The organism is Nocardioides sp. Leaf285 (genome assembly GCF_001422955.1).
Classification (GTDB): Bacteria; Actinomycetota; Actinomycetes; order Propionibacteriales; family Nocardioidaceae; genus Nocardioides; species Nocardioides kribbensis.
The window spans coordinates 223996-236942 of the sequence record NZ_LMNH01000005.1; the positions used below are offsets into that span (position 1 = coordinate 223996).

General features: G+C 70.7%; 11 protein-coding genes. 6 read left to right on the top strand and 5 right to left on the bottom strand.

Annotated features, from left to right (window positions below; genetic code table 11):
* The first annotated feature begins 3 nt into the window (after window positions 1–3).
* From ASF47_RS18885 to ASF47_RS18900, 4 genes are all read left to right on the top strand, one after another.
* Window positions 4–4314, top strand: coding sequence for an FtsK/SpoIIIE domain-containing protein (locus ASF47_RS18885; protein WP_056865592.1), 4311 nt, complete (start codon window positions 4–6; stop codon window positions 4312–4314).
* Window positions 4315–4322: 8 nt separating this feature from the next.
* A complete protein-coding gene (locus ASF47_RS18890; RefSeq protein WP_056865593.1) occupies window positions 4323–4880 on the top strand; it encodes an RNA polymerase sigma factor in 558 nt (185 codons plus the stop codon).
* The gene (locus ASF47_RS18895) at window positions 4877–5266 is read left to right on the top strand and encodes a hypothetical protein (RefSeq protein WP_156698047.1); all 390 of its coding nucleotides are present in this window, start codon (window positions 4877–4879) and stop codon (window positions 5264–5266) included. Before ASF47_RS18890 ends, ASF47_RS18895 begins: the two co-directional genes overlap by 4 nt.
* A 1498-nt stretch (window positions 5267–6764) precedes the next feature.
* Entirely contained in the window at window positions 6765–7556 is a 792-nt protein-coding gene (locus ASF47_RS18900; RefSeq protein ID WP_056865595.1) for a ParA family protein, read from the top strand.
* A gap of 19 nt (window positions 7557–7575) precedes the next feature.
* Here ASF47_RS18900 and ASF47_RS22235 read toward each other — a convergent pair whose 3' ends face one another.
* The gene (locus ASF47_RS22235) at window positions 7576–8337 is read right to left on the bottom strand and encodes a hypothetical protein (RefSeq protein WP_156698048.1); all 762 of its coding nucleotides are present in this window, start codon (window positions 8335–8337) and stop codon (window positions 7576–7578) included.
* Here ASF47_RS22235 and ASF47_RS22240 point away from each other — a divergent pair.
* Complete coding sequence (locus ASF47_RS22240; RefSeq protein WP_156698049.1) at window positions 8324–8461, top strand: hypothetical protein; 138 nt, start codon at window positions 8324–8326, stop codon at window positions 8459–8461. The two genes, ASF47_RS22235 and ASF47_RS22240, sit on opposite strands and share 14 nt — an antisense overlap.
* Before the next feature lie 66 nt (window positions 8462–8527).
* Here the strand turns inward: ASF47_RS22240 and ASF47_RS18910 are convergent, their stop codons facing one another.
* From ASF47_RS18910 to ASF47_RS21340, 3 genes are all read right to left on the bottom strand, one after another.
* Window positions 8528–8866 (bottom strand): hypothetical protein, encoded by a 339-nt coding sequence (locus ASF47_RS18910; protein WP_056865597.1) that lies wholly within the window; start codon window positions 8864–8866, stop codon window positions 8528–8530.
* Between the two features lie 34 nt (window positions 8867–8900).
* The gene (locus tag ASF47_RS18915; RefSeq protein WP_056865598.1) at window positions 8901–10700 is read right to left on the bottom strand and encodes a hypothetical protein; all 1800 of its coding nucleotides are present in this window, start codon (window positions 10698–10700) and stop codon (window positions 8901–8903) included.
* Window positions 10701–11131: 431 nt separating this feature from the next.
* A complete protein-coding gene (locus ASF47_RS21340) occupies window positions 11132–11395 on the bottom strand; it encodes a hypothetical protein (RefSeq protein WP_156698051.1) in 264 nt (87 codons plus the stop codon).
* Window positions 11396–11882: 487 nt separating this feature from the next.
* Here ASF47_RS21340 and ASF47_RS18920 point away from each other — a divergent pair, with 487 nt between their 5' ends.
* Window positions 11883–12236 carry a hypothetical protein gene (locus tag ASF47_RS18920; protein WP_056865599.1) on the top strand — a complete coding sequence of 118 codons (354 nt, stop codon included), beginning with the start codon at window positions 11883–11885 and terminating at the stop codon, window positions 12234–12236.
* Between the two features lie 99 nt (window positions 12237–12335).
* On the opposite strand, the gene ASF47_RS18925 is transcribed toward ASF47_RS18920, so the two are convergent.
* A complete protein-coding gene (locus ASF47_RS18925; protein WP_056865600.1) occupies window positions 12336–12863 on the bottom strand; it encodes a hypothetical protein in 528 nt (175 codons plus the stop codon).
* Window positions 12864–12947 lie beyond the last annotated feature (84 nt).

Consider the following 12947-nt stretch of genomic DNA (forward strand, 5'->3'; position numbering starts at 1 on the left):
CCCATGGCCAACCGACCCGCTCGTGGAGGCCGCGCCGCCCAGGCCCCGGCACCGGCCTGGATCCCGAAGGCCGTCGCGGCTGCCGCCATCCTCGTCGGCCTCGTCGCCGTCTACTTCTCCCTCCCCGGTGCCCTGGTGATCTGGCTCGGCCTGGTCGTCGGGTCCTGGTCGGCCGTCATGCCGCTGATCACCGGCAAGGACCCCCAGACCAAGAACCCGATCCCGCAGGGGCCGGGTGAGCAGGCGCTGTACCAGCGCTTCCAGTTCTGGCGGGCCCTGAAGTGGAACCTGCTGCTGCCCGTCTCCGCCTTCGCCCCGGGGTGGCCCGTGCGGGCCTCCTTCCTCGGCGGTCTGCTCGCTGCCGGTGTCGCGTTCTGCCTGCCGAGCATCGACCTTCCGGCGCAGTACCCCAGCGCGCTGCTGCCGAGCGTGAACGCCCTGTTCGCCTTCGTGACGGTCTCCCAGGTCTGCGCCGCGCGGCGTGACACCGTCATGCCCGGCGATCGCTCCCCCGGCGTGCGGGTCGACTCCCTGCGCAAGATCGGAGCCACGCCGCGCACCCGCACCGTCGTCATGGCCGCCGCTGCCACGGCCGCCGCGGCCGGTGCTGGTGCCGCCACGCTGCTCATGCCCGCGCCTCGCGGGCACTTCACGCTGCTGCCCGACTTCGCGACGGGTCTCGCCGAGGCTACGGCATGGCCTGTCCTCGGTGCCGCCCTCGGATTCGCAGCGGTCGTGGCCCGCCCCTGGGTCGACACCGCGCTGGGGCACTGGCGCGAGGTCTGCGCGGCACGCGAGGAGTGGAAGCCGCGCTGGACCATGCTGAAGCACAACTTCCCGCCCCGCCTCAACGACCGGCAGAAGACCGGGGCAGCCGTCGTGGACACCTTCACCTCCGACGGCGCCATGGGCGGCTCCGCCACTTACCTGGCCCTGGGGCAGAAGATCACCCCGACCATGGGGCGCCCGGTCCGCATCGCAGTCCTGCCCGTCGAGATGCGCGACTCTGCTGGCCAGCCCATGCCCGGGACCATCGACGCCAACGACTTCCAGATCGTCACCTGGCCCAGCGACTTCTCCCTCAGCCTGGCCGACCCCACCGTCGACCCCGACCTGGCGCACCTGTGGCTCTCCTGCTCCCTGGCATGGGTCTGCGAGGGGCTCTACGACCCGCCGATCATCGACCAGATGGTGCCGCTGGCGGTTGCCGCAGACCCCGAGCCGACGTACCTGACGGACCCCGAGACCGGCCAGGTGATCCTCAACGAGGAGACCGGCGAGCCGACCCCCGACCCGAGCGCTGCCTCACCCAGCACCGAGCCCGAGGCGCAGGCCTGGGCGGTGACCCTGCACATGCCGCGCGGCCCCGGCTACGAGTCGGTTCGCCGCGACCTGGTCGGCCCCCTGACCGGGTACGTCGGCGCAGAGGCCCTGGCTGACCACCGCAACGGCGGGGCGCTCTACATCGGCGCGCTCACCGAGGGGACGCCGCCGCTGGACCCGAACTCCGGTGTCACCGCGGAGCACCTGCACAACCTCGACACCGAGGACGCCTGGAACGCGCGCTGGGCCGCAGTGCTGAAGCAGGACGTGAACCCGCCGACCATCGAGCACCGCACCTACGGCGAGCAGACACTGGCCTCCGGCGCCGTGGTGATGCGTCAGGCGTTCGTGCCCCGCCAGGGCGTCGACCTGCGCGACTTCTTCAACCTCGAACCCAAGATCGCTGCCACCTTCTCCGGCGCCCCGTTCGTCTCCGTCACCGGCTGGACCACCCAGGACCGCGTGGGAGAGCGCCATGCCCAGGCCTTCGCGGTGCACTGGTCCAGTACCGCCGTTCCCTCCAACCCCGACACCCTGAAGCCCCTCGCGGCCCCGGCCCGCCCGGGCCGTCGCCGCACGCGCAGCGACGCCAACCCCCGCGACATCAACCCCCGGGACCCGCGCAGCACCCGTTCCGTCGGCGACCAGACGGAGATGCCCTCCCACAACGAGGCCTACCTGTGGGTGCTCTCGGGCCGTATGAACCAGGCCTTCAAGGCCGCCCGGCTCGCCCAGCCCGAGACCTACGCGGTCCGCTGCCTGACCACGCCTTCCTCCCCCGGCCACATCTGGCAGATCTCGCTGCGCCTCTACGACGGAGTGACGCTGGCCGAGGTGCGCGGGATGGCGCAGAAGTTGCGGCAGAACCTCGCCTCGCAGTGGCTGCGCGTGGAGGCCGCCCCCGACGGCTGCGTGATCGTGGTGGGCGCCGACCCCAAGCGGGTCCGGCTGGCCGCCCCCGAGCGCGACGCCCGGTACCTGGCCTCCCTGAACTGGGAGCAGGCCTGGCTCGACAGCAAGGTCTCCGGAGTCGGCGGACTCACCCCGTCCCTGGTCGACATCGACCACCTGCCCAAGAACGACAAGGTCGAGGTCCTCACCTTCAACCTGCCGTCGGGCCTCTCGCTGCCCGACATCCAGGCCGCGACCAAGAAGTTGGAGACCGCCACCGCCAACGCCTTCATCCTCCCCCGACGCACCCGGGAGGGGCGCCCCGACCAGATCGAGATCCTCGCCTGCGAGGTCAACCCCCTGCCGGAGTCCTCACCCTTCGACTGGGACGAGGCCGACACCGGCGACCACCGCATCCCGTTCGCCACCAACCTCTCCGGCGAGGCGACCTCCTACAACAATCGTGACGACGCCCACCTGCTCATCAGCGGCACCTCCGGAGGCGGCAAGAGCGTGGCGCTGCAGAACTTCGTCTACGGCGCCGCCATCCGGGGCTGGGACCTGTACGTCATCGACCCCTCGAAGGGCGCGGTCGACTTCAACTTCGTCGAGCCCTACACCCGCGCGGTGGCTCGCTCGGTGTGGGAGGCCAAGGGCGTCATCGAGGCGATCTACGCCGAGGTCACGCGCCGCAAGGCGATCAACGGCGCCCACAACTGCGGCAACTACCGCGACCTGCCCGAGGACGTGCGCTACCCCCACGTCCTGGTCGTGATGGACGAGTTCACCTCCCTGATGATGCCCGAGCAGGCGCCCAAGCCGATGTCCGACGACCCCGGCGTCCTGGCGGAGCACGCCAAGGTCGTCGCGATGAACGCCTGCCGGGCCTACATCGGGACCTACGTGGGCAAGATCGTGCGCGAGGCACGGTCCACCGGCTTCACCATGCTGATGGCCACCCAGGCCCTGAAGGCCGAGACGCTCTCAAAGATCCCCGGCGCCAACGACCTGAAGGACAACATGTCGCGGATGATCGTGGGTCGGGCCTCGATCGGGCAGTTGCAGGCGGCGCTGAAGATGCCCTTCGAGGCCCCGCCGCAGCCCGACGTCCTGCCCGCCGGACGCGGCCTGTACGAGGGCAACGGCCGCCCCGCGGAGGTCATCCAGGTCTGGTTCGAGCCGTCGCAGGCCGTCTTCGCCGACCGTGTCGGTGAGTACCGCGATCCCATCCCCTCCGCTGACCGGCTCGATCTGTCGGCCTTCGTCGAGCCCGAGATCGAGATCGACGGCGGTGTGATCGGGCCGGGCCCCGATCCCCTCGCCGCTGCGCCCGCGGAGTACGCCCCCTCCCTGGCTGACATCGAGGAGGTCATCGAACTCGACGAACTCACCGTCTCACTCGACGACCTGACCGGCTTCCTCGCCGACGGCGACCCCGAGCAGGCACCGGCACCCGAGCAGGAGGCGCTCGCCCCCGACCGCGCGGACGCCGACTTCGACTGGGACGCGCTCCAGGCCTCCGCCACCCAGGAGGCCAACCTCCAGTCGCCGCAGACGAGCGACTGGAGCAGTCCCGAGCCCACCGAGCCCACCGTCGAAGCCGGTCCCCCGAGCGGGCAAGAGGACCCGGCCGCGCAGACCCCGGTCGACGGTGTGATCCTCGGGGCCAGCGTCGCCTGGGACGAGATCGACCCGAGCGCCTGGGAGCCCGAGCAGTCCGACTACGGCTGGACCGAGATCGACGCCCTGGCCGCGTTCCTCACGCAGTACCCGCAGGTCGAGACCGTCTCGTGGCTCGCGCCGCGGCTGCACGACCTCGACGCCACCGGGGTGCCGTTCATCGACTTCGTGCGCGACATCGCCGAGGAGCACGGGGTCATTGTCATCGGTCCTCCGGTGCCCGCGAGCACGCACCAGGAGCCGGTCGCGACTGAGGCTCCGTCCCACCCCCTCCCCCTCTCGGAGGAGCACGAGCCGATGCCGACGCAGCAGCCGACCACGCCCGCGGTCGTCAGTGCCCCCTCTGCGGCACTCGACGAGTTCGACAACGTGCCCCGGGTGCCGATGCACCTCATCGACGTCACCGACCAGTTCGCCTGAGGGGACAGATGGACCCCGAGCGTGCCGCGGCCCTGACCGACCAGGCGTGGCGAGACCACCACTCCGCTGTACGGGAGCACCTGCTGATCCGAGCACGTGACCCCTACCTGGCCGACGATCTCGCGGCCGAGACCTTCGTGCGCATGCTGCGCTACCTCACCGACGAGGGGCGTGAGCAGCCCACTCACATGCGAGCGTGGCTGTTCGCGATCGCTCGCAACCTGATGACCGACCACTACCGGACCCCGGCGGCTCGCCGTGAGGCGCTGGCGTTCGATCCGCAGGAGGACCGCTCGTGCCCGGCCGCAGAACAGCACGTTCCCCTAGAGACCTGGCAGGACGTCCTCGTGCTGCTGCACGCCCTCTCCGAGCATCAGCGGCTCGTGGTCGTCCTGCGGGGGCTGCACGACCTCTCGACCGCTGAGACGGCCCAGATCATGGGCATCACCGACCAGGCGGTCCGCAACCTGCGGCACGCGGCGAAGCGGCGCCTGCTCGCGGCTCGGTCCGACCTGCTCCGGCCCCGCCCGACCACTCAGCGACCACTCACCGAAAGGGCTCCATGATGGACACACCCCTGCTCCCGCCGATCCTGTCGTGGCTGCTGATCGCCGGGGTGGCAGCCTCGGGGCTCTGGACTCTCAGCGAGGCGGGGCGGCGATGCTCGATCCGCGGCTCGAAGCCCCGGTACATCTTCGCCTCCTGGGAGCGTCCGCTGCGCTGGCCTGCCCTGCTCTACTTCGTCATCTCCGCGGTGATCGAGGCGCGCTTCTACCAGGACTGGGTCCTCTTCGTGACCTCCTGCACCGGCATCGCCCTCTGGCTCTTCGTCACGATGGAGCGCTCCCGGCGTGGGGATGACGACGACGACTTCTGGAAGAAGAGCGGCAAGCGGCTGCGGTCCTGGCTCACCGGTCGCACGTCGAGTCCTCTCGCGCATCCTGGGCGGTGACTGTGCGTGAGCCCGGCAGACAGTCCGGCGACACCCCCGGCTACCTGGCTACCTAGCAACTTGGCGACCTGGCGACCCAGGCCGCGCAGCACCGGGAGCCGCGCGAGGCGGGAGCGGGTCGGCCCTCCGTCCACCCCGGGGGAGGGACCCTCCACGTCACCTGCCGCAGAGGGCCCCATCGCGGCGGGCGGAGCGACCGGCCCGGGCCCCTTCACGGCCGACACCGATGCCCCGCTGCTACCTGGCTACCTGGCTACGTGGGTTGTTGGGTGGGTGGCGACACGGCTCGCCAGCCTGCTTTCTGGCTGCGTCGGCGGCTGCCCTGCTGGATGGCGGTCTTGATCGCGGTGTAGACGGTGTCGCTGGGCGGGGATCAAGCGCATCGAGCACAGGCCGAGGCGGTTCTCGCTTGCATCAAGAACAGGACGCAACGTGGCTACCTGGCTACCTGGCTACCTACACGGCTACGCACCGAGGTTGCCGTACCGGCAGGCACCCAGACACATCGCCGCTGCCTGACTGCCTGGCTACCTGGCTACTTACCCGGCTGCGCATCGACGTTGCTGGACTGCTGCGTCACTGCACAGCCGTCGCGCCAGATCGACAAGCGCACGGCCACCCACCTGGCCCCCTGGCCCCCTGGCTACTTGGCTGCCCCGACGGGCGACCGCCTCGTCCGGACCGCCTACGGCGGCCTCCGCCCCGGGAGGGAGGCCGGGCCCATCGAACCGCTCTCCGAGGCGGGCTCCGAGACGGGAACCGTCAGGACCTCATCCAGCCCCCACTGCCCGGACCGGCTCCGGCGAGGGGGATCCGGGGAGACCCCCCGCACCCCCGCCCGATCCTGGCCGTCCCGCCATGCAGGAAGGTCGAGGCAGCCACCCACGGTCCTCCCTACCTGGCTACCTGGCTACCTGGCTACCTGGCTTCCCGAGTGACGCGCCCCGCGGCGCGAAGGCTGGCCGGTGACGCTGACCAGCGACCACACGGGTCCCGTCGATCCAAGCCCTCGACTGCCTACCTGGCTACCTGGCTACCTCGCCACCTGGGCTCACGGCTAGCCGCATGGCCGCCGCGCCCGCCGCCTACCTGTGCGGGCGACTGTCTGCCCCGATGGGTGGCCTGACGGCCCTCCAGCCGCCTGTCGCGTTGCCTGCGGCGACCGGGCCGTTGGAATCGCTCCAAGGTCTCGGTGCGCGGCGACCCGCGGTCCGACACCCAGCCAGGACCGCTGGCTACCTGGCTACCTGACTACACAGACAGCCGGGCGGCCCACCAGCCTGCTGCGGAGCGGGCTGATGCCAACCTTCCCGACACGTAGGCACCTGGCTACCTGGCTACCTGGGCAGGCGGGTCGCCACGTAGCCACGTAGCCATGTCGCTGGGCTGCCCGGCGGCTCGCCGGGCAGAGAGGTAGCCATGACAGCAGCACCCCGTGCAGGCTGCTGTCCGGCGAGCCTTCGAGACTGCGCTAGCGCTGAGCAATAGCGTGGGCTGCATGGAGATCATCGCGCTGCTCGGAAAGGGCGGGACCGCCAAGACGACCTCGTGCGCCACCATCGGGCACGCGCTCGCCAGGCGGGGCTACGACGTCGTGATCGTCGACCTCGACTCGCAGGCATCCCTGTCCGACTGGCTGGTGGGCGAGCGCGAGGACCAGCCGATGGTCGAGGACGTCCTGATGGGGCGCGTCGCGACCTGGTCCGACGTACTGGTCCCGATCAGCGACCACCTGCGCCTGGCGCCCACGATGAACTTCGCGCTGCGTGAGGTCGACGACCACATCGAGGGGCTGAAGCGGCAGAAGGAACTGTTCATCGCCAAGGCCCTCACCCGCCTGGTCGACCAGGAGAAGCCCGACTTCGTGCTGCTCGACACCCCGCGGGGTCTCGACACCAACACGGCGCTGAACGTCTTCGAGGCCATGACCCTGGCCCTGATCGCATCCGAGCCGTCGCCGATGAGCGTGGCCGCTCTGCGAGAGATCGTCCTGGCGGTGCGGGAGTACGAGGAGGCTCGCGAGGCCGATCTGCTCCTGGGGGTCCTGCCGACGCGCTACACCCGCACCAGCCTCTCGGCCATGGCGCTGGGCTCCCTGGCCGAGAACCGGTCGCTACGGGTGCTGGAGCCGATCAGGGCGACCGTCAAGGCTTCAGAGGCGGTCGCACTGAGCGAGTTGCTGTGGGACTACGACAAGTCTTCGACGGCCTCCCGGGACTACGAGCAGGCCACCGACACCATCCTTGCCGCACTCAACGACCGCACCACCTCGACCAAGGCGGGTTCCTGATGAGCACCTCTTCCACGCGTCAGCGCAAGTCCCGGCTCGCCAGCGCCATGCAGCGCACCGCGTCGATCGATGGCCCGGACGCCGAGCCCGAGGTCACCGAGCCTGCGTCTTCTGACTCCACGCCTGCCGAGCCCACGCCTGTTGAGCCTGCGCCTGCCGAGCGCGAGACCAGCCAGCCCGGGGGCGAGGCCATCACCGAGACCAGCCTCGCATCAAGTGGAGGCGCGCCGCTCCAGGCCGAGCCGTCCATCGAGGAGGCCCCTGTTGCGACGTCCGCTGCGCAGGCGGGACCCGGTGCCGAAGTGGCTCCCACGCTGGGAGCGAACCCTGAGCAGTCCGCCCCGCCAAGCCGAGCGGCCGAGCCCGTGTCCGCCGAGCCCGTGTCCGCCGAGCCCGTGTCCGCCGAGCCCGTGTCCGCCGAGCCCGTGTCCGCCGAGCCCGTGTCCGCCGAGCCCGTGTCGGCCGAGCCCGTCAGCGATGACGCCGCGGAGGAGGTCGCCGCGCCCGCCTCGACCTCGCAGCCGGAGCCCGAGGACGCGCCCACCGTGGACCCGGGACCCTTGCAGCAGGCCCAGGTGCTGGCTGGCGTGGGCCGCATCGACTTCGACAACCCGCTGACGAACCTGAAGAAGGTCATGGCCACCGGGCGGGACCAGCGTCGATACGTCGAAGCCCTCCCTCGCAGGTCCCAGAAGAGCACGAACGTCCGGCTGCCGGTGCACCTGCAGGACGTGCTGGCCGAGTACTGCGACAGGGGGTCGGCGCCGATGGCTGACTTCATCACCGCGGTGCTCGACGCCTACTTCCGTGACTTGGGCGCGCTACCCCCGCTGGGGGAGGGGAACCGACCGGTGGAGGAGTTCTTCGACCGTCTCCGCAAGCAGCAGCAGGTCTACGACTACTGAGGTGCGCGGAGAAGGTGGCCCAGCACCTGGCACCCAGCACCTGGTACCTGGCACCTGGCACCCGGCTCACTCCTGCGGTGCGGAGACCGACTGGCCGGGGACCTTCACGGTGATCTGCTGGCGACGCCCCAGCCCCGGCATGATCGTCACGTCGATCCAGCCCGCCTCGACCAGTTCGTCTCTGCGGGAGCGAGCGGTCTTGCTGGTGACCCCGCACAACGCCGCCATCTGGTCGATGCTGAACTCGAACATCGTGCCGCCACCGGTGGCTGCGTAGTGGTAGAGCAGCGCCCACATGTAGGCCGCGGGGCCTGAGACGTCGGCATCGAGCAGGAGTTCCACCGGCACCGGCACGTGAGGGTAGGCGGGGGAGGGGAGTGGGCCCCCGACATCCTGCCTGTCCATGAGCGCACCCTAGTGCCCCCACGGAGATCCTGAATCAGGACCTCCGTGCTGCGACCTGCCCCAGATCGTCGACTTCTCGTGCGCCGAGCACCTCGGCGAGCAGGAGCAGGGCGTGCCTGGTGCGCACCGCGTCTCGCTGCCGCAGCGTCTGGGCCAGGTCGCTCATGCCCATCTGGTGACCTGGCGCCGGTCCGGTCGGCGGCGATGGGTCGTCCTCGTTGATCTGCCGTGGCCAGTCGAGGATGGTCGCGCCGATGTCGTCTGGTGCCTCGCCACCGTCGCCCTCAGGTGCCAGACGGTCGACCAGGCCCAGGTAGGCCCACCAGGCCCGGCGCTCGTGGCGGTAGCGCTCGATCTGCGCCTGCACCGCCTCGCTCACGCCCCACTGCTCGGCGAGTCGTTCCAGTGAAGCGCTGCCGACTACCCACCCGCGGTGCGGGCTGCGCACAGCCAGGCCCCAACTGGCCAAGACAGCCAGGATGCCGTGGGCGCCGCTGTGACCCAGCCCGGCCTCGACAGCGATCTGACGTCCGCTCAGCGGTTCCCGGGCCCGCTCCAAGACGTCGTAGACGAACGCAGCCCCTAGCCCGAGTTCACGGAAGGCGGGCCTGATGGCGTGGATGCGGCCGCGACGCCACGGCTTGGACTCACAGGCCGGGCGCATCAGGTCGGGGATGACGAGCGCGTAGACGTTGGCCTTGACCCCTTCACCGTGCCGCACCAGGTCGATGAGGAGACGATCGCGTGGTGCGCTCCGCAGTCGTCGCAGCACCCTGCCGACCGTGGACTGGTCGAGGCCCGTGGCGATCGACAACGACCTGTTCCCGTGCTCGACCTCGGTGGTCCCGCGCAGGGTCCCTGCCTCGGCCAGGGCGTGTAGCACCGCGCGCTCTGCTGGGTCGCCACGACGCGTCAGCAGGTCGACCGCCGCCAGCCACTCGCGGATCCGTTCCCCAGCCGCCCCCCGCTGTGACTGGTGTGGGCTTGTGGTGCGTGAGTGGACGAGCCCTGCGTCGCGGTCATCTGCACTGCGTCTGCTGCGGCGGGCGCCCTCGAAGGCGACGGCGCGCTGCCAGTCGCGCGCGAGTGCCTGGTGGCGGTGGTTGACGCGGTAGCGCGCGTAGAGGGAGGCCAGGCCGGGCCAGGTGCCGTCGGAGACCCTGCGCGCGACGTCGACGAACGCCCACCCCGAGGCCACCGATGCCCACAGCACCGCCTGCCGGGCCTCGGAGGCTGAGCGGTACCGCTGCGGGTCCCACTGGCCGGTTCGCGCGATCTGCTCGAAGGTCGCGTCGGGGGCCGTGTGCCCGTGCAGCGCATCGATGCGCGTGACACTGCCCGTAGGCGGCGCCGCCTGCGCGCGGACAGCGCCATCGTTGGCCGGGGCCCCCGCCAGCCGGGAGGCGTAGGTGCGCATCGCGCGCCACACCTCCGGTCGAGCAGGCGCGCGCAGGCGGTCCACCGCGGCGGCAATGGGTTGGTCCAAGCGCTGGTGCTGCCCGGTCTTGTGCCGGGATCCAGGCGGACGGATGCATCCGGCGTGGATGTTCAGCATCGGCTGCGGGTCCAGGGTGGGTGCGAGCGCAGTGAGCCCGCGGACCACCTCGGAGACCTCGTGGAGCGGTGCGGCTTCCGCGAGCGGCACGTAGAGGTGGCGCCCGCCGTTCGGGGAGGTGTCGGAGAACCAGGGCGCGCCCAGGTCGTCGAGCAGGTCCGTGAGACGCCGGTGGTCGGTGGCGGTGTCGCCACGAGCGGAGTCGAGGTCGAGGCACACCACGGGGGCGCACCCGTCGTGGTTGTAGACCAGGACGGCGGCAGGCTGGTTCGGCAGCACGTGGGGGACAGGACGCTCGTCGCGTGCGCGGTAGTTGCGTCCCCCGTCGCGCGAGATCCGCACGCGCCCGCGGGCAGCCAGCAACGGTGCGAGCGCAGCCCACTCCTCCTCGGGGCCCGGGTGTCGAGCCGCGGCCACGGACGAGAGGTGCCGAGCGTCAGTGGCCCGGCTGAGGGCAGCACTCATCGCCGCACCAGCCGAATCGGCTCGGGGATGCGGGGATCGGATGGCTGCGACACGCCGCGGCACGCCGAAGGCATGACAGCGTCACGGGTCGGCAGCGGTGCTACCGTGAACACACGAACTCCTGCTAGGGCGGTTCGATAGAAAAGTGGTCGCTCCTCTGGAGCGGCATCATCAGCCGAGTTCGCGCTCGACTGATGAGCGAATCGAGGCGGTCACCTGTTCCACCAGGTGGCCGCTTCGGCGTTTTACGAGGCCGACGGCATCGCGATCTCCTCCTGCACGGTGTTGTCGTGACCGGGGACGTCGATGACGCCCGCGGGGAGTTCGTAGCCCGCCTTCTCGGCCATCGCGAGGATGATCCAGTCGGACTTGGTCAGGCCAGCCTGCGCGGCGAGCGCCTCCACCTTGTCGGCGAGCCCGAGCGGCGCACGGGAGATGAACGGGCGACGGTCGCCTTTCCACCGGCGGTCGCTGCTCTGCCCTCGGGGAGCGTTCGTACGTGCAGTCATGGAGGCAAGACTTCCACGCGACAGACGCCCCGCTCGGCATTTGCCAGGTCCAGATTCAGCAGCGCGCGGCCTGGGCGCGATGGGGACCAGATTCAGGACTGACCTGCGAGAACGCCCCTTCAGGGGCGCCTCGCCACGCGCGCCCGGCCGCCGTCGCGACGAACTTCCACCTGACCTGCAGGAAGGTATTTTTTCCCTACTTGGAGGGGAAAAAGTACCTACCTCTCCGGCGCAGCGGATCGGGAGGCGCCAGCCGCTGGCAGAACTCCCTCAGATTGGGCTCGGCCCGGCGTGTCGCGGCGTGTCTGGGCGGTGCGGGGCTGATCATCGCCCGACCGGACGCCGAGAGCGCTTGTCCGAGACTCCTTGCCAGGCAACGCATCTGGCCCGACCCGGGTGTCGTTTCGCCCCCGCGGCGTCTGTGAAGGCACAGTCTCGGGGTCCACCACCTTGACCTCGCCTGTCCTTACCTCGAAGGGTCCCTGCCGTGACCAAGCCTGTTCACCCCCTGGAGCCGCGCACCAACGCCCAGGCCGCCGCCCAGGACCGGACCCGCATGTTGCTGGTCATCGGCGTCATCGGTGCGATTGCTGGCGGACTGATGATCGGCGCCTTCTGGCCGGACGTGGACATCACCGCGGCCGTCACTTGCGAGCCGACGGACTTCTACTGCACGCCCGTCGAGGGAGACGTCGAGGAGACCGGGAGCGAGTGGGGCGTGCTGCTCGGCGCACTGGTGGCTGGCCTGTCCCAGATCGCGCTCCTGATCGCCATCATCAGTCACGGCGTGGCGCTGGGGGTCTCTCGCGCTGGGCACCAGGCCCCGCTCGCGAAGAAGTAGCGGGCGGCGAAACCGCCCCGACCTTACATAACCTATGTTATCGGCTTACTTCGGATTGCCCGGGGGAGCGCCACTGAACCGCCCGCGAGACGGTGCCGCTCAGTGCTCCTGGACGGCTCGCACCGCATCGCACGCCGGTCGCTCGCACTTCACGGCCACCGGTGTACCTCCGGCGTCGACCTCGACGGTCCAGCGGTGCTCGGTGCACCCGCCCAAGATCTGCCGCGCCTCCGCGAGCGTGTAGAGCCGCTCGCCGGGGTTGCGCACCTCGCGCACGGGCGTCAGGACATCCGGCTCGCTGGACGGCGGTTCCCACTCCGCGACCGTCGTGACGTCGTCTCGGCCGTCGGGACCGCGCTGCCAGACCTCGTAGCCGTCGGGACCACGCAGCGCCATCGGCGGGATCCGGTACGCCTCGACCCCGTGCTCGCGGACCAGCATCCAGCCCGTGTTGACCCAGACGGTGTGCAGCGCTGAGCGCACGTAGCCCAGCGAGCCCCCGGGGCCGCTGCCCGCGCGCCGCCCCTTCCGTGGCGCGTCCCAGCCGGGCTGGGTGGCGTCGAGCATCTCCTCGACCAGGATCACCCCGGCGCACGCCTGCTCGGTGAGGCGCAGCAGGGCGCTCACCGCACCGTCGTGCCGCTCGCCCCCGCTCGTGTCACCAGGGCCACCGTCCGCGCTCACACCGGCCATCGTGTCAGCCCCTTCCTC